This is a genomic window from Variovorax sp. JS1663, assembly GCF_002157355.1.
In the GTDB taxonomy this organism is placed as follows: Bacteria; Pseudomonadota; Gammaproteobacteria; order Burkholderiales; family Burkholderiaceae_C; genus Variovorax.
In genome coordinates this window covers 24,575-48,566 of record NZ_LYMK01000035.1, presented here as the reverse complement: position 1 = coordinate 48,566, position 23,992 = coordinate 24,575, and the positions used below count along the sequence as shown (strand labels likewise).

Annotated in this window: 18 protein-coding genes; 10 read left to right on the top strand and 8 right to left on the bottom strand. The window is 66.3% G+C overall.

Features of this window, described 5'->3' with window-relative positions; translation table 11 throughout:
- Nucleotides 1-109: 109 nt before the first annotated feature.
- The gene (locus A8M77_RS24905) at nucleotides 110-3,091 is read left to right on the top strand and encodes an ATP-binding protein (RefSeq protein ID WP_086924199.1); all 2,982 of its coding nucleotides are present in this window, start codon (nucleotides 110-112) and stop codon (nucleotides 3,089-3,091) included.
- Here A8M77_RS24905 and A8M77_RS24900 read toward each other — a convergent pair.
- Entirely contained in the window at nucleotides 3,015-5,966 is a 2,952-nt protein-coding gene (locus A8M77_RS24900) for an ATP-binding protein (protein WP_202820656.1), read from the bottom strand. The two genes, A8M77_RS24905 and A8M77_RS24900, sit on opposite strands and share 77 nt — an antisense overlap.
- Nucleotides 5,967-6,020: 54 nt before the next feature.
- Nucleotides 6,021-6,482 carry a nuclear transport factor 2 family protein gene (locus tag A8M77_RS24895; protein ID WP_086924198.1) on the bottom strand — a complete coding sequence of 154 codons (462 nt, stop codon included), beginning with the start codon at nucleotides 6,480-6,482 and terminating at the stop codon, nucleotides 6,021-6,023.
- Between the two features lie 330 nt (nucleotides 6,483-6,812).
- Between A8M77_RS24895 and A8M77_RS24890 the strand changes: the two genes are divergently transcribed.
- Genes A8M77_RS24890 through A8M77_RS24875 form a run of 4 tightly spaced genes read left to right on the top strand, consistent with a single transcriptional unit; the run spans nucleotide 6,813 to nucleotide 11,723 of the window.
- The gene (locus tag A8M77_RS24890; RefSeq protein WP_086924197.1) at nucleotides 6,813-7,568 is read left to right on the top strand and encodes an SDR family oxidoreductase; all 756 of its coding nucleotides are present in this window, start codon (nucleotides 6,813-6,815) and stop codon (nucleotides 7,566-7,568) included.
- Nucleotides 7,565-9,061, top strand: coding sequence for an efflux transporter outer membrane subunit (locus A8M77_RS24885; protein ID WP_086924196.1), 1,497 nt, complete (start codon nucleotides 7,565-7,567; stop codon nucleotides 9,059-9,061). The genes A8M77_RS24890 and A8M77_RS24885 overlap by 4 nt, the downstream gene beginning before the upstream one ends.
- The gene (locus tag A8M77_RS24880; RefSeq protein ID WP_202820655.1) at nucleotides 9,058-10,638 is read left to right on the top strand and encodes an MFS transporter; all 1,581 of its coding nucleotides are present in this window, start codon (nucleotides 9,058-9,060) and stop codon (nucleotides 10,636-10,638) included. The genes A8M77_RS24885 and A8M77_RS24880 overlap by 4 nt, the downstream gene beginning before the upstream one ends.
- A gap of 5 nt (nucleotides 10,639-10,643) precedes the next feature.
- Entirely contained in the window at nucleotides 10,644-11,723 is a 1,080-nt protein-coding gene (locus A8M77_RS24875; RefSeq protein ID WP_086924195.1) for an HlyD family secretion protein, read from the top strand.
- A gap of 62 nt (nucleotides 11,724-11,785) precedes the next feature.
- On the opposite strand, the gene A8M77_RS24870 is transcribed toward A8M77_RS24875, so the two are convergent.
- The gene (locus A8M77_RS24870) at nucleotides 11,786-12,310 is read right to left on the bottom strand and encodes an Ohr family peroxiredoxin (protein ID WP_086924228.1); all 525 of its coding nucleotides are present in this window, start codon (nucleotides 12,308-12,310) and stop codon (nucleotides 11,786-11,788) included.
- 138 nt (nucleotides 12,311-12,448) lie between these two features.
- Nucleotides 12,449-13,459: a bestrophin family protein gene (locus A8M77_RS24865; RefSeq protein ID WP_086924194.1), complete on the bottom strand. Its 1,011-nt coding sequence runs from the start codon at nucleotides 13,457-13,459 to the stop codon at nucleotides 12,449-12,451.
- Between the two features lie 310 nt (nucleotides 13,460-13,769).
- Between A8M77_RS24865 and A8M77_RS24860 the strand changes: the two genes are divergently transcribed.
- The 4 genes from A8M77_RS24860 to A8M77_RS24850 all read left to right on the top strand — a co-directional run bounded on the left by A8M77_RS24860 (nucleotide 13,770) and on the right by A8M77_RS24850 (nucleotide 16,542).
- Entirely contained in the window at nucleotides 13,770-14,777 is a 1,008-nt protein-coding gene (locus A8M77_RS24860) for a LysR family transcriptional regulator (protein ID WP_086924193.1), read from the top strand.
- Between the two features lie 279 nt (nucleotides 14,778-15,056).
- A complete protein-coding gene (locus tag A8M77_RS24855) occupies nucleotides 15,057-15,890 on the top strand; it encodes an alpha/beta fold hydrolase (RefSeq protein ID WP_238136960.1) in 834 nt (277 codons plus the stop codon).
- Between the two features lie 26 nt (nucleotides 15,891-15,916).
- Nucleotides 15,917-16,060 (top strand): hypothetical protein, encoded by a 144-nt coding sequence (locus tag A8M77_RS36225; RefSeq protein WP_158100992.1) that lies wholly within the window; start codon nucleotides 15,917-15,919, stop codon nucleotides 16,058-16,060.
- Nucleotides 16,061-16,062: 2 nt separating this feature from the next.
- Nucleotides 16,063-16,542: a carboxymuconolactone decarboxylase family protein gene (locus tag A8M77_RS24850; protein ID WP_086924191.1), complete on the top strand. Its 480-nt coding sequence runs from the start codon at nucleotides 16,063-16,065 to the stop codon at nucleotides 16,540-16,542.
- Between the two features lie 40 nt (nucleotides 16,543-16,582).
- Here A8M77_RS24850 and A8M77_RS24845 read toward each other — a convergent pair whose 3' ends face one another.
- The 3 genes from A8M77_RS24845 to glgC are packed head-to-tail and all read right to left on the bottom strand — an operon-like array spanning nucleotide 16,583 to nucleotide 21,843.
- Nucleotides 16,583-19,054: a glycogen/starch/alpha-glucan phosphorylase gene (locus tag A8M77_RS24845; RefSeq protein ID WP_086924190.1), complete on the bottom strand. Its 2,472-nt coding sequence runs from the start codon at nucleotides 19,052-19,054 to the stop codon at nucleotides 16,583-16,585.
- Between the two features lie 28 nt (nucleotides 19,055-19,082).
- Nucleotides 19,083-20,543, bottom strand: a complete 1,461-nt coding sequence (glgA, locus tag A8M77_RS24840; protein ID WP_086924189.1) for a glycogen synthase GlgA — start codon at nucleotides 20,541-20,543, stop codon at nucleotides 19,083-19,085.
- Nucleotides 20,544-20,550: 7 nt separating this feature from the next.
- Nucleotides 20,551-21,843: a glucose-1-phosphate adenylyltransferase gene (gene glgC, locus A8M77_RS24835; RefSeq protein WP_086924188.1), complete on the bottom strand. Its 1,293-nt coding sequence runs from the start codon at nucleotides 21,841-21,843 to the stop codon at nucleotides 20,551-20,553.
- Between the two features lie 380 nt (nucleotides 21,844-22,223).
- Between glgC and A8M77_RS36220 the strand changes: the two genes are divergently transcribed.
- Nucleotides 22,224-22,493: an HIRAN domain-containing protein gene (locus tag A8M77_RS36220; RefSeq protein WP_337590029.1), complete on the top strand. Its 270-nt coding sequence runs from the start codon at nucleotides 22,224-22,226 to the stop codon at nucleotides 22,491-22,493.
- A gap of 66 nt (nucleotides 22,494-22,559) precedes the next feature.
- Here A8M77_RS36220 and A8M77_RS24830 read toward each other — a convergent pair whose 3' ends face one another.
- Nucleotides 22,560-23,933, bottom strand: coding sequence for a PxKF domain-containing protein (locus A8M77_RS24830; RefSeq protein WP_143694752.1), 1,374 nt, complete (start codon nucleotides 23,931-23,933; stop codon nucleotides 22,560-22,562).
- Nucleotides 23,934-23,992 lie beyond the last annotated feature (59 nt).

The window sequence follows — 23,992 nt, the reverse complement described above, 5'->3', positions numbered from 1 at the left end:
TAAAAGCCAGTCCTCGCGCTGACCCGATCCAGGTCGGGCACTCGCATTTGCGGGCCCCAACGCCGCGGAGAAAGCTATCGATACTTCGCCTGCTCGCGCTGATGGGCGAGTGCCCGAAAGCAGCATCCTTGACACTGCAGGACCGGGCCCGTCGCACGGATACCTGGGCCGTCCGAGCATCTCGTTCGGGCCGTTTCGGCTGTTCCCCGCCGAGCGCAAGGTCGAAAGGGACGGCGTTGCGTTGCCGCTGAGCAGCCGGGCTCTCGATCTCCTGATCGTGCTCGTCGAGCATGCCGGCGAGATCGTCGGCCACAAGGATTTGACGTCGCGGGTGTGGCGCGACCTGATCGTGGACTCTGGCAGCCTGAGGATGCACATCAATGGCTTGCGCAAAGCCCTGGGCGACGGCACGGCGGGCGCTCGGTACATCGCAACCGTCCGCAGCCAAGGCTACTGCTTCGTGGCCCCGGTCAGCCGTCAGGAGCACCCCTTCCACGCGGACTCGGCTTCCTCGAAGAGCGTCATGCTGCGAACGCTCGCCCTGCCGCCGCCCCCCGGGCGGATCGTCGGGCGCGACGAAGCGGCTCGCGCCATTGCCGCCGACCTGATGGCCCATCGCTTCCTGACGGTCGTGGGACCCGGGGGCATCGGCAAGACGACGGTGGCCCTCGCTGTCGTCCACGCCGTGCTCCAGGAGTTCCAGGACGCGGTGTGCTTCGTCAGTCTGGGCGCCCTCTCCGACCCTGCGCACGTCGCTTCCACGGTCGCATCGACGCTCGGTCTCACGATTCAGACCGAGGACGCGCTGCCCAGTCTGAGGGAATCCCTCCGGCAGGCTCGGCTGCTCCTCGTGCTGGACAACTGCGAGCATGTCATCGAAGCTTCCGCCACGCTCGCCGAGCAGATCTTTCGCGAAGCACCTGGCGTTCACATCCTGGCGACCAGCCGCGAGGCGCTGCGGGTCGACGGCGAATACGCCTACCTGCTGCCTCCTCTCGAGTGTCCGCCATCCGATCCCGGCCTGCGTGCCGAAGAAGCGCAAACCTTTCCGGCCATCCAGCTCTTCATGGCGTGCGTCGGCGCCAGCGGAAGCGGCTTCGAGCTGAGCGACGAGAACGCGGCGGTCGTGGCCGACATTTGCAGCCGGCTCGATGGGATCGCACTCGCCATCGAGTTCGCAGCGGGAAGGGTCGGCGCGTATGGCATCGACGACATCGCCCGTCTGCTGGAACGCCGCTTCGGCCTGGATTGGCGCGGAAGGCGCACCGCCTCGCCGCGGCAGCAGACACTCCACGCGACGCTGGACTGGAGTCACGACCTTCTTTGCGAGAGTGAGCAGGTCGTGTTCCGGAGACTCTCGATCCTCGTCGGCCCCTTTACCCTCGAGGCCGCCCAGGCCGTCGCGTGCGTGGGATTCGACGAGGATCAGCTCGTCGCCCATGTCGGCGATCTGGTGGCGAAGTCCCTCGTGTCGGTGGCGCCTGCGGGAGATGGGGCCGTGCGCTATCGGCTGCTCGAGACCACCCGCACCTACGCATCCGGAAAGCTGGACGCCAGCGGAGAAATGGCAGTCACGGCAGAGCGCCACGCCAGGCATTTCCTGCGTCTCCTGGGTTCGGTCTCCGACGCGGGCATCGACCCGCAGGGTGCCCCCCACGCGTCCGCCCTCGGCGAATGCCTGGGGGACGTGCGGGCGGCACTCGACTGGTGCTTCGGTGATCGCGAATCGGGTCCTCGCCACGCGGCCCTCGGAATCGAGCTGGCAGCGGCGGCTGCCCCCCTCCTTCTGCAACTCCAACTGCTGACCGAATGCCGCCAGTGGAGCGCGAAGGCGCTGTCATTGCTGGGCGATTCCGATCGGGGGACCCGGAAAGAGATGATTCTTCAGGAGACGCTCGCGACAGCGGCGATGTGGACGGGAGGCGCCGGCGAAGACGTGCGCGCGGCCATCGGCCGTGCGCTGGACATCGCGCACCGGCTGGGAGAAGGCTCGCACCGGCTGCGGCTGATGGCGGGGCTGCACATCCACCTCATCCGCGCGGGCGACTATCGAGGCTCCCTCGCCGTGGCAGAAGAGTTGACGTCTGCGGCCCGGGACTCGGCAGACTTGACGTACATGGCCGTGGCCGACTGGACACGAGGGGCATCGCAGCATTTCCTCGGCCATCAGCAGGCCGCGGAGCGCGACTTCCAGGCTGGATTCGGGCGCGCCGGCCCCCGCAACCTCCATCTGTTCGGGCTCGACTACCGTGTTCGAGCGCTGGTGCCGTATGCCCGTGTCCTGTGGCTCGCCGGCCGCCCGGATCGAGCGATGGCGGCCGCGAAGGAGGCGATCGGCGAGGCGGCCGCTTCCGGCACATCGGTCGACGTCTGCTTCTCCCTCCTCTACGCCGCGCCGCTGTTCCTCTGGTGCGGCGATTGGAGCACTGCGGAGGCTGCAATCGGGAAGCTGATGCAGCACACCAACTGGCAGGCGCTGCTGTCGTTTCACGCAACCGGGCTCGCCTTGAAAGGCGAGCTGCTCGTCCATCGCGGAAAGATCGACCAGGGGACGGCGATCCTGCGCGATGCCTTGAAAGCCATGAAGGCCGAGGGGCATGTCATCCTGGTCAAGCGGGCTGCTTGTGCGCTCGCGGATGCACTCATGAGATGCGGGCAGCTCGACGAGGCCCTCGCCGTCATCGCCGAGGCGATCGCCGAAACGCGAGACGGGGAGGAGGCGCTGGAGTTGCCCGAGTTGCTCCGGCTTCAGGCCGCTGTCCTGCTCATGATGCCCCCGCAGGGAGAGATGCAAGCCGAAGACTGCCTCATGCGTTCGATGGCGTGCGCGCGGCGCCAGCACGCATTGGCCTGGGAGTTGCGAACGGCCACCACGCTGGCGCGCCTTCGAGCGAGCCAAGGCCGCCACGAGGAAGCCCGGGCGATCGTCTCCGGTGTCTATCGATCGTTCACCGAGGGCTTCGAGACGCACGATCTCAAGGCAGCCGGTCAATTGCTCTGCGAGTTGGACGAATTCACAGGCTCCGCCGCGACGCTCGGCGAGCAAAGCCGGACGGAGGATCCACGCCACCCCAAAGCTCCCTCGCGGTGACGAGGTCGACCGTGTCGTGACCTTCGGTGAACCTGCCATAGATCGGCGCAAGCAGCCGCCTCGCCGAATCGATCCGACCTTCCTTCAACCAGAGCCGCGCGAGACTGTTCGCTGCCCGCAACTCCCACGACAACGCCGACTGGCACTGTGACCGTTGGATCGCGTCGAGAAAGCACTGCTGCGCAAGGTGCGGATCGGCCCCCGGCGTGCTCGCCAGGATCTCGCCTTTCACACGGAGCGTTTCCGACATTTGGAGATAGCCGCCCTGCCGTTCGATCAGGGCGATCGCTTCTTCGATGGTTCCCAGGGCTTGCGCATGCTGCTGCAGGTTGTTCAGCCCTTCGGCCAACGCGGTGATGAACACGGCGGTCCGCATCTCGTAGCGGTTGGCGCGTACCGCTTGCAGGCTGTCCCGCAACAGGTCGACGCCAAGGTCGGGCCTTCCGCGCTTGATCTGCACCTCGGCCCGCAAGCCCATGGCGACCGCCACGTAGGGCGACAGCGAATGCTTCGTGGCGAGGGAGCGCAGCCGCTCGATGATTTCCTCCTCCCGTGACCAGTCTCCTCTCCAGAGAAACACGGAACCCGCCCAGATGAGCGCGATGGACAGGGTCACCGGGTGATCCAGCAATTCAGCCTGCTCGATCGCGTACTGGGCCATGGCGGCCGCATGGTCGCATTCGCCTCGAAGCCAGTAGCACCGCGCCTGGCCACTCAACGCATGGATGCGGCGGTTGAAGCCCAGGCGCATGGTGCGGACGCGCTGTGCCCGGGCAGCGCCCTTGAGTGCAGCCTCCCAACGCCTCTCGGCCGCCGCGATGTCGCCGGTCAGGTCCAGCGCCACGCCCAGCACCGAATCCGCCGTTCCATCGGCCACCGGGTCCTTCATCCTCTTGGCGACGGAATCGGCGAGGCGGGCCATCTCCAGCGCGCCTCTGAAGTCTCCCGTCCTGAGCCGGAAGGTACCGAGCCCGCCCAGCAGTCTCAACTGGTACGGAAGATCCTCGAGCGCTTCAGCGACCTCGAGACCGCGCGAGAAGGCGCGTCTCGCTTCCTCGATGTTGCCGCTGGTGAACATGAGCGATTGCCCGAGCGACGCCTGCAGTTCCATCTCGCGGCGGGTGCCGCGCATCGCCTCGCCGAGCGAAGCGATCGCCTTCTCCATCCAGGCGTGGCATTCGTTCAGCGGCGCCGCCTCCAACAGCAGCGGCGCCGCCGCCGCCGCCAGCGACGTGCCGATCTCCACGTCGCCGCCATCGGACAGACTCCAATCCAGCGCGGCACGCACGTTGCCCAGGATCTCTGCATTCCGCACCGGCGTCCCGTCCATCTCGGCGCCGGACGCAGACAGGGCCGCTCGCTCGAGAAGGGCGCGGTAATGCGTGGCATGACGGGAGGCCACCGGGAAGGACTCGCCGCACTCGATCAACTTTTTCAGTGCGTAGACCCGCGTGCTGTCCAGCAATCGATAACGCATGTCCTTGTCGCCGACTTCGCCGGCCAGCAGCGACTTCGCGACCAGGTTCGCGACGGCTTCGACGACGGCATCGTCCGCATCGTCCTCGCCGGCCACGAAGCGCGCGGCCTCGAGCGAGAACACCCCGACGAACACCGAAAGGCGGCGCAGAACCGCACGCTCCAGCTCCGTCAACAGGTTGTAGCTCCATTCCAGCGCGGCGCTCATCGTCTGGTGCCGCGGCACGGCAGTGCGGCGGCCGTGCCACAACACCGTGATGCTCTTGTTGAGCAAGGCCTCGATGCCCCGGACGCCGTATGCATCGAGCCGCCCGGCTGCCAGTTCGATGGCCAACGCAATGCCGTCGAGCTCTCGGCAGATCCTGGCGACGATGGGGGCATCGGCGTCGCTGAGTTCGAAGCGGGTGGCACCGAGTGCAGCGCGATCGACGAACAGTTGCACCGCGGCATAGGCAAGTGCCTCCTCGGCCTTCAGCCCATCGGAGGCAGGCGGGCAAGCGAGTGGGCGCAGTCGATGAACCTGCTCGCCCTCGACGCGCAGACCCTCGCGGCTGGTGACAAGGATGTGAGCCCCCGGTGCCTCCTTGAAGATCCGTTCCACCAGCCCGGCGACTGCGCTGACGACGTGCTCGCAGCTGTCCAGGACAAGCAGCATCCGCTTGTCACGCAGGAAATTGACGATCTCCCCTGCAGCGTCCCGGGAATGGGCGAGCAGGCCCAGCGCTGCCGCGAGCGTGCTGGATACATAGGCGTCCTCGTTCACCGGCGCGAAATCGATGAAGCGGACGGCATCCTCGAAGGCGGGGAGCAAGCCGTGAGCCACCGAAACGGCGACGGTCGTCTTGCCGATCCCGCCCGGCCCGACGATGGTCATGAATCGCTTCTGCAACAGGTCGGCCTGGATCACCTGCACGGTCGCGTCGCGGCCCACCATGCGCATCGACGGCGGCGGAAGGCCGCTCGGCACATCGGAGCGCGCAGGCGTATCTCCCGGAATCGCCGGCGGCTGCAGGCGCTTGACAGGCGCAACGAAACAGTACCCCTGGCTGGTGACGTTCGTCACGTACCTTGCACCGGATTGCCCGTCGCCCAAGGCCCTGCGTATCGCGACCATGTGGACCCTGAGGCTGCCTTCGTCGACAACGACGTCGGGCCAGGCTCGAGCCACCAGCTCCTTCTTGCTGACGACCTCGCCGGCCGAACCGACGAGGGCGATCAACAGGCTGAGCGCGCGTCCTCCAAGATGCACGGGGACACCGTCTTTTTCGAGCAGCCTTGCTGTCGCCGACAGCCTGAACGGGCCGAACGACGCGACCCACGCGTCGTGGGGAAGGGGCTCGGCGTTGTCCTTCGTCGGCATCGTCATCGCGTCGGCCTCGCATGCAGCGTCGAGCTCCATTCTGGAGTACTCCTGCCGCAAGTTCAAACGCGGCTTCGCCAAGCGGCGCGACGCTCACGCCTCTGGCGCTGCATCCGGCGGACGGCGAACTGCGAGCGCGGCGCGAAGGCTGCGAATTTCCGGGGAAGAATCAGGCGCCCTGTTGTTGAGGATGATCAGCCGGACGATCTTGTCGGCGCGAACGGCGAAGTGGAACGCGAGCACCAGCGGTCCCGGCAGGCCGGTCTTGTCGTACTCCCCATCCACATGGGCCGTCACGATCACATCCCCGAAATGGTCGACAACCTTGACCACCTCCATGGTCACCTTGTCCCCGATGAGCTCCCGCTCGGCCCACGTCCTGATGGCGTCGGTGCCCCAGTAGTCGCGCAGTTGATCGTTGACCAACGCACCGTCCGCGAAGCAGGCCATCAACGCGTCGGCGTCGAAGGCGTTGGTCGCAGCGATGTAAGCCGCAACGGAAGCGGGCAGGCCAGCAGGCGCCGCGACCGGGTCTGGCTTGGGCGAAACACTCATGAGAATTCTCCAGGACGGCGCCTGCCATCGTCCGTGAGCCCGACGCCAAGTGAAAGTTATGCTTTGTCAAGCATTGTTAAGACGATCACTCGGAGCGACGACCCCACGCGCAAGCTCCGTGCAGCCTCGTCGCGCTCGTGGAAGCAGCCGCTCAAGGCCGGCAGCAGCACGAGCAGCACGAGCAGCACGAAATGCGGCCACCACCGGCCCCATAACAAAGCTTGACACCGAATAACTCGCCTTCGCTCGCCCGCCCGAGCAAAGTAGGCATCGGCATTCCTTTCCAGCGCTCTCAACCCAACGCCCCTCGGGGCCACTGAAGGATCCATCATGAAGATCGTCGTCATCGGAGGCAGCGGCCTCATCGGCAGCAAGCTCGTCAACAACCTGCGCGACATGGACCACGAGGCCATCGCCGCATCGCCCGCGTCGGGTGTCAACACGATGACGGGCGAGGGCTTGGACGCAGCACTCGCCGGCGCCCAGGTCGTCGTCGACGTCGCCAACTCGCCCTCTTTCGAGGACAAGGCCGTCCTCGAGTTCTTCCAGACTTCCGGCCGCAACCTGCTGGCCGCCGAAGAGAAGGCCGGCGTCAGGCACCACGTCGCGCTGTCCGTCGTGGGCACCGACCGCCTCGCCGAGAGCGGCTACTTCCGCGGCAAGATCGCGCAGGAAAAACTCATCCGCGAATCGAAGATCCCCTACACCATCGTCCACTCCACCCAGTTCTTCGAGTTCCTCGGCGGCATCGTCCAGTCGGCGGCCGACGACAAGACGGTGCGCCTGTCCCCGGCCTTCATGCAGCCGATCGCTTCGGACGACGTGGCCGCGGCGATGGCCGAATTCACGGTGGGAGCGCCCGTCAACGGCGTGGTGGAGATCGCCGGACCCGAGCGCGTGCGCCTGTCGGAGCTCGTCCAGCGCTTTCTTGCGAAGACGAACGACCCGCGCACCGTGGTGGCGGACGTGCATGCGCGCTACTTCGGCGCCGAGCTCAAGGACGACACGCTGGTGCCCGGCGACAACCCGTGGCTCGGCGAGCTCGGCTTCGATGGATGGTTCGCCCTGCAGAAGACGCCCCGATGAACGCCCGAGCCGGCACACCAGGGAACGGGGCGCTGCGCGCGAGCGCGGCGTTGTGGCTGGCCTTGCTGCTGCCCGGCTGCGCGGTGGGTCCGGATTTCGTGAGACCCGAGAGCGGGCTGCACGAAGTCGCGCTGACCCCGAGGGCGGATCACGTCGGTGCCATGCAGCCCTCCGGCGCCGACGTCCCCACGCCATGGTGGACGCTCTTCAATGACGCGCTGCTGGCCGACCTGCAGGCGAATGCCCAGGCGGCCAATCTCGATCTTCAGATCGCGTCCTCCCGCATCGAGCAAAGCCGCGCGCAACGGGGCATCGCTTCGGCAGACCTGCTGCCCAGCGTGGGCCTCGGCGCCAGCTACGCGCGTGAGGCCCTGAGTGAAAACGGCAAGCTTGCCGCGTTGGGCGCACCGACCACGCCCAGCAACCTCTGGCAGCTGGGCTTCGATGCCAGCTGGGAGATCGACCTGTGGGGCCGCGCCCGGCGCGCCCGCGAAGGGGCACAGGCGACGCTGGACGCGGCGGTGTACGACCGCGAGGCGGCATGCGTGGCTTTGTCTGCCGAAGTGGCGCGAACCTACTTGCAGTTGCGCGGCACGCAGGCACAGCTGGACATCGCGGAGCAGAACCGGGTCGTCGCCGAACGCACGCTCGGCCTGGCGGAAAGCCGTCAGCGCCAGGGGGTCGCCACACGCTTCGAGACCTCGTCGGCGCTTGCGCAGCTGGCCACGGTCAGGGCGCTGGTTCCCGAGTTGACGCAGCGTCGCAACGCCCAGATGAACGCACTGGCCCTGCTCCTCGGCGCGCCGCCGCGCGCCATCGATGATCGGGTGCGCGACGCGATGCCCCTGCCTGCGCTCCCGGCCGATGTCCCGGTCGGTGTTCCGTCCGAACTGGCGCGCAGGCGGCCGGACATCCTGCGTGCCGAAGCGCTGCTCCATGCCGCAACGGCCGCCATCGGGGTCGCGAAGGCCGACTTCTACCCGCGGATCGGCTTGAAGGGCCGAATCGGCGTCGAAGCTTCCGAATTCGGCGATCTCGGCAGCTGGGACTCCCGGTTCTTTTCCGTGGGTCCGACGGTCTTCCTTCCGATCTTCCAGGGTGGCAGACTCGCCCAGCGACTGGCGCTGAACGAGGCACAGCAGAAGACGGCAGCCCTCGCCTACCGGCAGACGGTGCTGCGCGCGTGGCACGAGGTGGACAATGCCCTGGACGCCTGGGCCGCCCAGCAGCGTCAACACGCCGAGTTGCTGGTCTCCCATGAGCAGAGCGCAGAGGCGCTGCGGATCGCCGAGCGAGGCTATCAGGAGGGTGCCGCCGACTATCTGAGCGTGCTGACGGCGCAGCGCAACCTGCTGGCCAGCCAGACCAGTCTCAACGGCAGCGCGACAGCCGCCGCGCTCACCCTCGTGAACCTCTACAAGTCGCTGGGCGGCGGCTGGGACCCGGGAGCACTCGAACTTGCATCGGCGCCCACAGAAGGGACCGGGCAATGACCACCGACACCTTGCCAGGGCGATCCGCCGCGCCCGGTTTTCAGGCCGCCCCGGCCGCGCCCTCCATGCGTGCCATGGCCGGACTGCTAGGCATCTTCCTCGCCGCGATGATGGCGGGACTGAACAATCGCGTCGGCGCATTGGCACTGGCCGATGTCCGTGGCGCACTCGGCTTCGACCTGGACGATGCGTCCTGGCTCTCCACCGCCTATACCGCCGGCGAACTGATCGCGATGCCCTTTGCGGCATGGTTCGCCATCACCCTGTCGCTGCGGCGCTTTCACCTGTGGATGGTCGGCAGCTGTGCGTTGCTGGCCGTGCTGCTGCCATTCATCCAGGACTTGACCCTGCTTCTGTGCCTGCGCTTTCTCCAGGGCATCAGCAGCGGTACCTTGATTCCCATCCTGATGATGGCCGCCCTGAAGTTCCTGCCGCTGCAGATTCGGCTGCATGGACTGGCGCTCTATGCGATGACCGCCACCTTCGCGCCCAACCTCGCCATCTGGCTGGCCGGGCAGTGGACGGATGGCATCTTCGACTGGCGCTGGGTGTATTGGCAGATCGTGCCGCTGGCCATCGTCGCCGGACTGCTGGTGAACTGGGGACTCTCGCTCGAGGCGATCCAGTGGGATCGCTTTCGGCAGGCCAACTGGTTCGGCATGGCCGTCGGCATACCGGCGCTCGGCTCGATCACGGTCGCGCTCGACCAGGGCGTGCGGCTGGACTGGTTCAACTCGCCGTTGATCACCGTGGCGTTGCTGGCCGGGCTCGCCCTTCTATTCGTCTACCTGCTGACCGAGTGGTATCACCCCTCGCCATTCCTCAAGCTGCAGATCCTCGGGCGCCGCAACCTGGGACTGGGCTGCATCCTGTTCGTCCTTCTGCTGATCGTTCTTCTGTCCGGCTCGCAATTGCCCGCCAGCTACCTGGGGCAAATCCAGGACTACCGTTCCATGCAGACTGCACCGGTGGGTCTGATCGTGGCCCTGCCCCAGCTTGTCCTGGGATCGGTGGTGGCACTGGTGCTCTATCAGAAATGGGTGGATGCGCGTCTGGTATTCGCGCTCGGCCTGGCTCTGGTCGCACTCGCATGCCTCTGCGGCTCACGATTGGCGGCTGACTGGAACCGGGACCAGTTCGTTGTCGCGCAGACGTTGCAAGCCTTCGGTCAACCGATGGCCGTGGTGTCGATGCTTTTCCTGATCACCAGCGTCGTGCTGCCCACGGAAGGTCCTTACATTTCCGGCACGATCAACGCGCTGCGCGCCTTCGGCTCGTTGCTGGGCGCCGCGGTGGTCGGGCAGTTCACAGCGGTACGCGCCCGCTTCCATGCGGACATGTTGCTGGACCACGCGGGTATGGTCAGCAACTCCCTGGCGAATCCGCCGGAGTCTTCCCAACTGATGACGGTGATCAGCCTGCAGTCGCCGGTGCTGGCTACTGCCGATGCCTACCGCGTTCTGGGCGTGCTCGCTCTCCTGATGATTCCTCTCGTGCTTCGGCTGACCCATATCCCGGCGCCCGACCTGGGCGCCGCATCGACCGATTCTTCTGCTTCATCCCCTTCACACGGATAACCGCCATGGCATTGCCAAAGACAGCCAGGATCGTCAGCGCAGCACTGCTGCTTGCAGTGCTGATCGGCGGCGCGCTCTACCTGAATCGCCCCGCGTCCAGCGCATCGACCCAGTCGACGGACGACGCCTATGTACACGCCGACTTCACGATCGTCGCGCCCCAGGTGGCGGGAACGGTGGACAAGGTATTGATCGAAGACAACCAGCCCGTGAAGTCAGGCGACTTGCTCGCCACCATCGACGATCGTGATTTTGTTGTGGCGGTGAACGCAGCGAAGGCCGAGGTCGAAGCTGCCCGAGCCAATATCGTCGGTCTGCAGGCGCGCCTCGTCCTCCAGGAAACCGCGATTCGCCAGGCCCAGGCCGCAGTGCAGGCGGACGATGCCTCGCTCAAACTGGCCAGGACGAATCAGGTCCGCTATCGCAATCTTGCCGCGGATGGATCAGGCACCCTGCAGGCACTGCAGCAGGCCGAAGCACAGTTGAGCATTCAGCTGGCCGCAGGAGAAAAGAACCTGGCCGGACTGCAAGCGGCCCGCCAGCAAGTGGGCGTCCTCAAGGCGGATCTGGAGAAGGCCAAGGCGGCTCTCTCCCAGGCGCAATCCGTGCAAGCCGCCGCCGAACTGAAGCTTTCCTATACGCGTATCACTGCGCCGTTCGATGGGACGATCGGGCAGAAATCGGTGCGCGTCGGCGCCTTCGTGAGCCCGGGGAAACCGTTGGTGGCGATTGTTCCGCTCGACGCCGTCTATATCGCGGCCAACTTCCGCGAAACACAGCTGGCGCGCGTGCAAGCCGGGCATGCCGTGGACATCGAAGTGGATGCCTTGCCGGGCGAGATGCTGAAAGGCACGGTGGAAAGCCTGGGCCCGGCCAGCGGCGTCAGCTACTCCGCCGTTGCGCCGCACAACGCCACGGGCAACTTCACGAAGATCGTCCAGCGTCTCCCTGTTCGCATCCGCATCGATCCCGGCCAATCCGCGGCAGCGAAGCTGCGGGTCGGCATGTCCGTGACGCCGAAGATCCGTATCGGCGAACGGCGTGACACCGCGAACTGTTGCCGCACCGAGATCGGGATGCGATAGCGCGCGGTCGCCCGGGGGGATGTCGTGCCCGCCAGGGTCGGTAGCTTCCCCTTCGACGCGTGTCATTGCTTGTTGTTGACCTTGCCGGACCCGGCGTCCGCCAGCGCCACCACGCTGGTGATGCCGCTCCTCGCCATCTTCGCGTAGGGGCACAGCCGTTCCGTATTGCGCACCAGCTCCTGGGCCACGCTCTTCTCGATGCCCGGCAGGTAGATGCGCACGTCCGCCGTCAGCGCGAACAGGCCATCCATCGGGTCGCGGCCGAAGACCACCGACACTTCGACGCTGGCACCGCGCATCACGATTCCGTTGCGACTGGCCAGCAGGTTCAGCGCTCCATGGAAGCAGGCCGCATACGCGGCTGCGAACAACTGCTCGGGATTGGTGCCTCCGCCCTCGCCACCCATCGCGGAGGGCAGGCGCAGATCCACTTCGAGGTTGCCATCGTCCGACCGCGCAGTGCCCGAGGCCCGTGCATGCTCGGCCTCCCCACCGCTGACGGTGACCGTGGTGCCGTAGATGGGCTGGAAATCGGCCCCGCTGTACTTGTTCAGGAGCGAGACTGGAGGAGCTTGCAGCTTGGCCATGATCGAGAAGAGCGGCAGGGGTACTGGCGCTGGAATGCCCAAAGTTGCCTCGATGCTAGGTCTGAAGGCGCTCGCCCGATAGCCGTGCAGGTGGCCTCACCATGTTGCGCCGTCCGCACCAATGCCCGGGCGATCCGTTCACATTAGGATGTCGTTGATCGGCTTCGGCAGGGCCGGCAGCGAAAGTGCCCCCGACTGCGCGAGCAGCTCCCGCTCGACGCGCCTGGAGACGTAGCTGATCGGCACGTCGTTGGCACCGCCTTCGAAGGGGTTCTCTGTGCTCTCGCCCACCAGGTCCAGGGAGGTGTACATCCAGGAAATGGTGGCGCTGAAGGGCACCACCAACCACACCATGTTGCCTTGCATGAGGCCGGAAACGCCCTGGTTGAGCTTGTCGAACTCCTGCAGCAGCCCGAACGGAAGCAGCGTGCAGAACGCCCACACGAAGATCGTGTTGATGATGGCGTATTGCCTCGGGTACGGGTAGTTCTTGATGCGTTCGGCATGGCCTTGCTGCCCGATGAACTCCTTGAGCAGCTTGTGCAGCTCGAGGTGGCAGGTCAAGGACAGGTGGCCCTCGTCCAGGAGGCGCTTCAGGCCCCGCCCCTGAAGCCAGAGCACCTGCAGGGCCTTGTCCTCAGCGTCCAGCACCAGCCGAAGTTCCGCCGGCGACAGTTGCCCGCGCAGCGCCTCCTCAAGCGGTGTCTCGTGCTCGGGAATGCGGTACCTGCAGCGCCGGTATTCGGCATGCGAAGCCTTTTCCATGGTCTCCCACGGCCTCGGGGTCCTCAGCTCGTAGCGCAGGCAACTGAGCCAGGCCAGGTGGCGCGCGATGAGTTCGCGCACCTCGTCCAGTCCCAGCCCATAGTTCTGGACGCTGGCGCCCCAGAACCGGCTCGAGCCGAGGATGGCGGTCCACAATTGCTGCGCGTCGAGCGTCCGGTGGTAGGTCTGGACATTCTTGAAGCCGACGATGAAGGACGTGGCCGTTCCCAACAGCCCGACCATGGCCAGCGGCATGGTCATCCAACGCAGGCCACAGACCGTGTAGAGGATGACCGGCAAGGAGGCAATGGCCAGAAGCAGGTAGATCCTGCGCCGGGTCCAGACGATGAATTCGGAAACCTTGTAGGACTTGCCCAGATGCATGGCCGTCTCCGCGGGTTGAGGAAGTCAAACTGCTGCGTCGTCACGGCGTTCAGCCCTGCAGGGAAAGAAAGAGCTTCATGCAGTACATCGTAGGGAAGGCGATGCAGCCGCAGAAGGCATCCGCGACGCCTCACGGCGTTGACGGGCAGGCACCAATCGCCGGGCGCAGCCGCTCCCCTGGGCCGGCCTGCGCATCCATAACAAAGCTTGACAGGCATTAACTGGCCCACGGGGCACGGAGCGTGCAAAGTTGCCTCGTTCTTTCGTGGAGGCACCGCACTCTGCAACCGCATCCGACCGACCAGCCGCCATGTCTACACCCCCCCTCTCCCTTTCATCCTCCGCGCCGCTCACGCCGCGTTCCGACCCACTGGCCTCCAGCTTCGCGACGACCTATGCAGGGGTGGTCGCCTTCATCGCCGTGGTGGCGGAAGGCAGCTTCGCCCGCGCCGCGGACCGGCTGGGCATCGGCCGCTCGGCCGTGAGCCGCAGCGTGCAGCGGCTGGAGGACCAGCTCAACGTCCGCCTGTTCCTGCGGACCACGCGCAGCACCACCCTGACCCGCGAAGGCGACATCTTCTACGCCGGATGCCACACCGGCGTGGACCGGATCGTGCAGGCGGTCGATGAGATGAAGGACCTGCGCGAAGGCCCGCCACGCGGACACCTGCGGATCAGCTCGGCCGTGGGCTTCGGCCGCAAGGTGGTGGCGCCGCTGCTCGCCGACTTCCAGCTCGCCTACCCGGATGTCACCCTCGAGCTGGTCCTGAGCGACAAGCCGACCGACTTCATCACCGATCGCGTGGACATCGAATTTCGCAACGGGCGCATCGAGGATGCGCAGATCATCGCCAGGCAGATCATCCCGATGCAGTTGCTGGTGTGCGCATCGCCGGCCTACCGGCGGACCCACGGACTGCCCGCCACGGTGGATGAGCTGGCCCGGCACCATTGCATCAACTTCCGCCATGCCTCCAGTCGCATCGCCGAATGGGAGTTCAAGGTCGACGGGCAGATGCGCAAGCTCACGCCGGGCTCCAGGCTCACCTACAACGACGGCGACCTGGTGCTGCAGGCCGTGCTGAACGGACAAGGCATCGCGCAGCTGCCGGGCTACCAGATCTGCGGCCACTTGCGCGGCGGCACGCTCGTGTCCTGCCTGGCGCAGCACGCGCCCGACGATCGCGGCCACTACATCTGCTACCTGAGCCGCCAGCACCTGCCCACGCGCATGCGCGCCTTCATCGACTTCGCGATCGAAAAGATCCGAGCCGCCGACTTGCAGTGCGCAGCCGACCTGGACCTGCAGCAGGTCTAGGGCCGCCGAGCAACGGGCCAAGGCGCAGCGGCCGATTGGTGCCACCCGAACAACAGCATGCGTCCCTGGCCGGACCTACCGGCGCCGGGGCTGCAAACCTACGATGACCCCGTCTCTTTTCAACCCCAAGGTCCGACTCTCATGAACGATTCGCACAACCCGGCGCGCCGCAACCTCATCGCCGGTGGCGCGGCCATCGCCACTGGCGCACTGGCCACCTTCGCCGACGCCGGCGCAGCCACCGCAGCGCGTGCACCCCAACCGGTCAGGAGTGCGCGCATGACCAGCAGCACCATCACCACCAAGGACGGCACGCAGATCTACTACAAGGATTGGGGCGATGGTCCCGTGGTGACCTTCTCGCACGGCTGGCCGCTCAACGCGGACGCATGGGATGGCCAGATGCACTTCCTGGCACGCAACGGCTTCCGGGTCATCGCGCACGACCGCCGCGGCCATGGCCGCTCCACGCAGTCCTCGTCGAAGAACGACATGAACGGTTACGCGGACGACCTGGCCGAGCTGTTCGAGGCGCTGGACCTCAGGAAGGCCGCCATGGTCGGCCATTCGACGGGCGGGGGCGAGGTCGCGCGCTACATCGGCAGGCACGGCACGAAGCGCGTCGCCAAGGCCGTGCTCATCGGCGCAGTGCCTCCGGTGATGCTGAAGTCGGCGGCCAATCCCGAAGGCCTGCCGCTGGAGGTGTTCGACGGCATCCGCGCCGGCGTGGCAGGCGACCGCTCGCAGTTCTACAAGGACCTGGCGATTCCCTTCTACGGCGCCAACCGCCCCGGCGCCAAGGTGTCGCAGGGCACCCTCGACCAGTTCTGGCTCTGGAGCATGCAAAGCGGCCAGAAGAACGCCTACGAATGCGTGAAGGCCTTCTCCGAGACCGACTTCACCGAAGACCTCAAGCGCATCGACGTGCCCACGCTCTTCATGCATGGCGAGGACGATCAGATCGTCCCCGTCCACGATTCGGCGCGCAAGGCGGCGCGCCTCGTCAAGGGCGCCAGGGAGATCTACTACCCCGGCGCCCCGCACGGCCTCACGGCGACGATGCAGGACAAGGTCAACGCGGACCTGCTCGCCTTCCTGGGCAGCAGCGCCTGAGAAGACCCACCGCAAAGGGCCGCGCCATGCTTCACCTGCTGCTCCAGACCACCATCGAAGATGGACCGGACGACTGGAACATTTCGCGCTTCAGTCACCTGAACGCGCGGCCTACCGCCGTCGCCAGGCGACACCTGGCATCTCTTTACCTCTTCAACCCCAAGGAGTGATCATGACCCAACGTCTGAATTACATGGAGCAATCCCCGGAACTGACCAAGAAGTTCCTGGCGTTCTCCCAACAACTGACCCACGGCGCAATTGAGCAGTCGATCATCGACCTGGTGGTGCTGCGTGCATCGCAGATGAACGGCTGCGCGTTCTGCATCGACATGCATGTGAAGGAAGCCAGGATCCACGGCGAGCGAGAACTGCGCGTGCACCACGTCGCCGGCTGGCGCGAGTCCCCGCTTTTCGCTCCGCGCGAGCGCGCGGCACTCGCCTGGACCGAGGTACTCACCAAGCTGCCGGACACCGGCGTGCCCGACGAACTCTACGAGCGCGTGCGCACCCAGTTGTCGGAAAAAGAACTGTCCGACCTGACCTACGTCATCATGTCCATCAACGGCTGGAACCGTGCGAACGTGGCCTTCAGGCCGGTGCCTGGCGCGTACGACAAGGCCTGGGGCCTGGACAAGGCCAACCTGAGCTGATGCAGCGGGACCGGGTGGCCCGGGCCGTGGCGAACAGGCCTTAGCCCAGCCTGACCGGCCGCGTGTGCCAGATCTCGTGCGCGTACTGCGCAATCGTGCGGTCCGACGAGAAGCCGCCCATGCCGGCCACGTTCAGGATCGCCATGCGCGTCCAGGCATCGGGATGCCGGTACAGGGCATCGACCTTGTCCTGCGTCTCGACATAGCTCGCGTAGTCGGCCAGCAGCAGGTACTGGTCGCCCCAGTTCACGAGCGCGTCGTAGATCTCCTGGTAGCGCGTCGGCTCCGCTCCCGAGAAGACGCCGTCGCGAATGCCGTCCAGCGCACGGCGCAGCTGCGGGTTGGATTCGTAGATCGCGCGCGGCTCATAGCCGCTGGCGCGTATCTCGGCCACCTCCGGCGTGGTGTTGCCGAAGATGAAGATGTTCTCCTCGCCCACGCTCTCGCGCATCTCGACGTTGGCGCCGTCCAGCGTGCCGATGGTGAGCGCACCGTTGAGCGCGAACTTCATGTTGCCGGTGCCGGACGCCTCGGTGCCGGCCGTCGAGATCTGCTCGGACAGGTCGGCCGCCGGCATGATGATCTCGGCCAGGCTCACGCTGTAGTTGGGCACGAAGACGACCTTGAGCAACGGACCCACCCGATCGTCGTTGTTGACCACCTGCGCCACGTCGTTGATGAGACGCACCACGAGCTTGGCCATGCGGTAGGCCGACGCGGCCTTGCCCCCGAACACCACCACGCGCGGCACGTGATTGGCCTGCGGCGCTTGCAGGATCCGCTGGTAGCGCGTGATCACGTGCAGCACGTTCAGCAGTTGCCGCTTGTACTCGTGCATGCGCTTGACCTGCACGTCGAACAGGGCGTCGGAGTCGACGACGATGCCCAGGCTCTGCTCGATCCAGTTGGCCAGACGCAGCTTGTTCTCGCGCTTGGCATGGCGAAACGAGCGCACGAAGGCCGGCTGCTGCGCCATCGGCTTCAGCGCCTCGAGCTGCGACAGGTCGCGCCGCCAGCCGCGGCCGATGCGCGTGTCGAGCAGGGCCGCCAGTGGCGGGTTGGCCTGCGCCAGCCAGCGACGCGGCGTCACGCCGTTGGTCTTGTTGTTGAAGCGCTCCGGGAACAGGCGCGCGAAGTCGGCAAAGATCGACTGCTTCATGAGCTCCGAGTGCAGGCCCGAAACGCCGTTGATCGAGTGGCTGGCCAGCACCGCCACGTAGGCCATGCGCACGCGCCGCTCGCCGGACTCGTCGATGAGCGACATGCGCCGCATGAGCTCCACGTCATGGCTGTGCGCTTGGGCCACCACGTGCAGGAATCGTGCGTTGATCTCGAACAGGATCTGCAGGTGGCGCGGCAGGACCCGCCCCAGCACCTCGACGGGCCAGGTCTCCAGCGCTTCGTGCATCAGCGTGTGGTTGGTGTAGCTGAACACCTTCTGAGTGTGGGACCATGCCGTGTCCCACGCCAGCCCATGATCGTCGATGAGCAGGCGCATCAGCTCGGGAATCGCCAGGACAGGGTGCGTGTCGTTGAGGTGGATGCTGATCTGCCGGGACAGCGTATCGAAGCCGCTGTGGTTGCGCAGATGGCGGCGCAGCATGTCCTGCACGCTGGCGCTGACGAAGAAGTACTCCTGGTGCAGCCGAAGTTCGCGCCCCGAGGCGGTCGAATCGTCCGGGTAGAGCACGCGCGAGACGTTCTCCGAGTGGTTCTTGCTCTCGACCGCCGCCATGTAGTTGCCGCGGTTGAAGGCCGACAGGTCGATCTCCTCGGTGGCGCGCGCCGACCACAGGCGCAGCGTGTGGGTGGCCTGCGTGCCATAGCCGGGGATGATCGTGTCGTAGGCCATGGCCAGCACGTCGTGCGTGTCGACCCACTTTGCCGCATCGTGGGACGCGCCCTTCCCGTCCAGCCGCTGGACATGGCCGCCGAAGCGCACGCGGTAAGTCACCTCGGGGCGCTGGAACTCCCAGGGATTGCCGCGCGTAAGCCAGTAGTCGGGTGCCTCGACCTGCTGCCCGTCGACGATCTGCTGCTTGAACATGCCGTACTCGTAGCGGATGCCGTAGCCCATGCCCGGCACGCCGAGCGTGGCCATGGAGTCGAGAAAGCAGGCCGCGAGCCGCCCGAGGCCGCCGTTGCCGAGTGCGGCGTCGGGCTCGCGCTCGGCAAGTGCCTGGATGTCGACGCCGAAGTCCGCCAGCGCCTCCTTCACGGTGTCCTGCAGTTCCAGCGCGAGCAGGGCGTTGGTGAAGGTTCGCCCGATCAAAAACTCCATCGACAGGTAATAGACGCGCTTGAGATTCTGGGTGTACTGGGCGCGCGTCGTCGCCATCCAGCGCTCGACGAGCTGGTCGCGCACCGCCATCGCGGTCGCGTGCAGCCAGTCGTCGGGGCTGGCGGCCACGGGGTCCTTGCCGACCGCGTAGATCAGCTTGTTGGCGACGGAGCGCTTGAAGGCAGCAACATCGCGGTCGGGATGGTCGTACGAGAAATCGTCGAGGGACATGATGTCGGGGGGGTGGGTTATTGACTCTTCAGGCCAGCGCCTGGGCATAGATGTCCAGGTAGCGGGCCGCCGCACCGCGCCAGTCGGCAGGCCGGCCCATCGCGCTGGCGCGCACCGCGTCCCAGTCGGCCGGGCGGCGGTAGAGGGCGAAGGCGCGGCGCAGCGCGCGAGCGAAGCCCTCGGCGTCGAAGGTCTCGAAGCAGAAGCCGGTGGCACGGCCGTCGGCCATGTCTTCCAGTGTGGCATCGACGACCGTATCGGCCAGGCCGCCGACGCGGTGCACCAGCGGCAGGCTGCCGTACTTGAGGCCGTACATCTGCGTCAGGCCGCAGGGCTCGAACAGAGAGGGCACCAGGGTCACGTCGCCGGCGCCGAAGAGGCGGTGCGCGAGCGGCTCGTTGTAGCCCAGCGTGACGCTGACCGAGCGCGGCGCGGCCGCGGCCCGCTCGCGGAAGGCCTGCTCCAGCCAGGCATCGCCGCTGCCGAGCAGGGCCAGTTGGCCGCCCTGTGCCAGCAGGGCGTCGAGCCCGCCGAGCACCAGGTGCAGGCCCTTCTGCTCGGTCAGCCGGCTCACGACCACGAAGAGCGGCGCCAGGGCCTCCGGCGCGAGCCCGAGCTGCGTCTGCAGCGCGGCCTTGCAACGCATCTTGCCGGCCAACTGCCCGGGCTCGAAGGGGTGCGGCAGGAGCGCATCGGTGGCCGGATTCCAGACCTGGTCGTCGACCCCGTTGAGGATGCCGCTGAGCACGCCCGCGCGGCGGCGCAACAGGCCGTCCAGCCCGCAGCCCTGCTCGGGCGTCTGGATCTCGCGGGCGTAGGTCGGACTGACGGTGGTGATGCGGTCGGCGAAGCCCAGGCCGCCCTTCATGAAGGACAGCTGGCCGTGGTATTCCAGGCCATCGATGCCCCAGGCGGCGGCCGGCAGGCCGAGGTCGGCGAAGTGCCAGGGCGCGAACAGCCCCTGGTAGGCCAGGTTGTGGACCGTGAAGACGCTGCCGACGCGCTGCGGCCCGCGGCGCGGCGAGAAGGCCATGTAGGCCGGCGCCAGTGCGGCATGCCAGTCGTGCGCATGGAGCACCTGGGGCTGCCAGCCCGGGTCCAGGCCGTGCGCAATCCGCGCCGCCGCAAAGCCCAGCAGCGCGAAACGCCGGTGGTTGTCTTGATAAGGCTGCCGCTGCGCATCCTCGTACGGATTGCCCGGGCGGTCGTAGAGCCACGGCGCGTCGATCCAGTAGGCCCGCAGGTCCGGCCCGCCTTCGGTGCCGATGCGCCCGAGGCGAAGGCGCGCGCGCTCGCCCCAGGGCGCCTCCAGTTCGGCCACCTGGACCGCGTCGGCAACGCCGTCCCGGATCGCCGGGAATCCCGGCAGCAGCACCCGCACGTCCTGCCCGGCGGCCAGCAGGGCCCGCGGCAGCGCGCCGGCAACATCGGCCAGGCCACCGGTCTTGAGCAGGGGAAACAGCTCGGCGCTGACCTGGAGGATCTTCATCCCTGTCCTAGGGCGCCAGCCGCTTCAGCATCTCGCGCGTGATCAGCACCACGCCGCCCTCGGTGCGCTCGAAGCGCGCCGCGTCGGCCGCCGGATCCTCGCCGACGACCATGTCATCGGGAATCACGCATGCGCGGTCGATCACCACCTTGCGAAGCCGCGCGCCGCGGCCTACCTCCACGTCCGGCAGCAGCACCGCCTCCTCGATCCTGCAGAAGGAATGCACCCGCACGCCGGAGAACAGCACCGAATCCTTGACGTGCGAACCGGACACGATGCAGCCGCCCGAGACGATGGTGTTGACCGTCATGCCGTGCTTTCCGTCGCGGTCGAGCACGAACTTGGCTGGCGGCAGCTGCCGCTGGTAAGTCCAGATGGGCCAGTCGGTGTCATAGATGTCGAGTTCGGGGGTGATCGAGGCCAGATCGAGGTTCGCAGCCCAGAATGCATCAATCGTGCCGACGTCACGCCAATAGGCCTGGACGTCGGCGCCATGGCGCGCCCGGGTCACGCAGGACATGCCGAAGGGGTGCGCCACGGCCCGCCCCTGGGCGACCGTCCGCGGGATGATGTCCTTGCCGAAGTCGTGGCTGGAGTCCGGGTCCGCGCTGTCTTCCTCCAGCAGCGTGTACAGGTACTCGGAGTCGAAGATGTAGATGCCCATGCTGGCCAGCGCGACATCGGGCTTGCCCGGCATGGCCGGCGGGTCGGCCGGCTTCTCCAGGAAGGCGGTGATCCCGCGTTCGCCATCCACCGCCATCACGCCGAAGGCGACGGCTTCCATCCGAGGCACCTCGATGCAGCCGACCGTGCAGCCCCGCCCATGCGCCACGTGGTCGCTCAGCATGATCGAATAGTCCATCTTGTAGACGTGGTCGCCGGCCAGCACGACCACGTAGTCGTGCGGCGTCGAACGGGTCTGGATGATGTCCAGGTTCTGGTAGACCGCGTCGGCCGTGCCGCGGTACCAATGCTCCTCGCCCACGCGCTGCTGGGCCGGCAGCACGTCCACCATCTCGTTGAGCTCGGCACGCAGGAAGCTCCAGCCGCGCTGCAGGTGGCGCATCAGCGAGTGCGACTTGTACTGGGTGACCACCGCCATCCGCCGGATGCCCGAATTGAGGCAGTTGGAAAGCGCGAAATCGATGATGCGGAACTTGCCGCCGAAATAGACCGCCGGCTTGGCCCGGCGGTCGGTCAATTGCTTGAGGCGGGAGCCCCGCCCGCCAGCCAGCACCAATGCAATGGTGCGGCGAACGAGCTGGTGGGCCTGAAGATTTGGTTGCGCGTTGCTTTCCATCTCTGCCTCCGTCGGCTTGTGCCGTCGGTCGCAGCCTAGCATTCGTTGCGGCGCTGCATCAGCCCTCCTGCCCCCCGGGATAACCCGCCCCGGAGGCGGGCCCAGGGAACCCGCCAGGCCGCCTGCGGGACGCCGCCACAGCACCCGACAAAAATTAGCCCCAAGGTACTACATTCGGCATAAAATATGCTGCATTGCAGCAACGGGAGGAGGCGAGATTGGAGCGCAACAATGATGCGTTCCGGCGCTCGGAATCCAGGGGTGGGGGACATCTCGCTTCGCCTTTGGCGAGGACGTGGGGAACGCCGCAAACCGTTTGGATCTTGCTGGCTGGAACAGCTGATGAGGACCACGCTCGAGTCATTCGGCGCCATTGCCACGTGGGTGCGGCCGTGGAACTCCGAATTGGGGCACAGCAACCTTATGACGCCGAGGCCATCTCCGTATGGCTGCGCTGTGGTCGCGCTTTCGGGCTGGTCACGTTCTGGAAACGGATCGGCTATGTCAAGTCCGCCCATACGGCCCGGTGGGCATGGCAGCTCGATGCAGGCTTGCTTCATGTGGAACGCGCGGTGGTGAGCAACAGCTGCACGGCGACGGAGCTGTCCTTGCCACGCGTCTCGATTCAAATCGAACTTCGGCACACCTGAAAAACGCGGCGTCGCTGGCTCTGCTGCAGCAGCCCCCCCCACCTTCAGACCCCGTTCGGCTCGCCATCACCGGAACTGAAAGACAGCCTCGTGCCTGCTGCCATCCACCATCTCCATCGTGAAGTGACGGCACGTCCTGGACCAGGTGCTCTCAGTCAACCAAACGTAAGAATAGACCTTCGATGCAGTGTCATAGGCGAGCGTATTGGAGGGTGCTCTCGAAGCAGGCAGGTCGTGCGCATTCAAGGGGATGGCGCTCACACAGGGAATCTGCTCGGATCGAGGATAGCCGGGCGCGACGACGTCGAGCCCCAGATCTTCTCCCAGTGAAAAGCGTACGTCGATGGCCTCTCCCGCCGCGGCCACGTTGACCCTCGGGAGCCCTTGCAACGGTGCTGCAAAGGCGAATGTGGACACCACAGAAGGCTTGCCCGGGATGATGAAGCGGCCGAAGGCCCCGTTGTAGCCAGGTACAGGAATCGTGGCGACGACTTTGTGACTCGCGGTGTCCACGGCTTCGACCGTCTCGGCGTCCTGGTTCACCACGTACGCGAACTTCCCGTTCGGCGTGAAAGCGACCGAGATCGGCTTCTTCCCCACGGGGAATGTTTTCACGACCTTGTTGGTGGCCGTGTCGATGATCGACATGGTGCTGTCGAGAGCGTTGCCCACGTAGACGACCTTGCCGTCAGGGCTCACCGCGGGCATCCAGGGGAAGTTGCCCACCTTGATCGTCGCTGCCTGGTGCGTTGACGTGTTCATCACGGTGACCGTGTGATCGTCCCAGTTGGCGACGTAGACCTGCTTGCCGTCCGGGGTGACGACGGCACCTTGCGGCGTTTTCCCGAGCTTCACCGTGGCGACGATCTTGTGGGTTTTTGTCTCGATCATGAAGAGCTTCTCGGGAAAGCACACGAGGTACACATAGGCACCATCGTGCGACACGGCCACGCCCGAAGCCCACCCCGTTGCGGCGACGTGTCCAACGACCTGGTTCGTCTTCGTGTCGATGATGGCCAGGTCGTTCTTGCCCTGGCCCGCGTAAAGCGCCACGTAGACGAACGCCGAATCCGGCGTGACCGCGATGCTTTCAGGTTGAGCGCCCACCTCGATGGTCGCCACCACCTTGTGGGTCGCGCCGGAGATGACGGACACGGTGTCGCTGTTGACGTTGCCGATGTAGGCATGGGCGCCATTGGGAGCGACGACCACCCCATGCGGCGATTTCCCGACCGGCACGTAGGCCACGACCTTGTTCGTGGCCGTGTCGATGACCGCGACGTCATCGTGTAACCATCTCGCCACGTAGGCGAAGGGTGCCGCGTGGCTCGGCAAGTACGGGCCCGAGGCGACAGCAACCAGGAGCAGTGCGCGCCCGAGGTCCAACCAAAACCATGAATGCCACGCCCTGAACCGCAGCACGTCTCGAATCTTGTCCATCTCGACCACCCCCTGAATAGCGTCTACGCCCGGCGCCCTCGTGCGACGACGGATCGCTT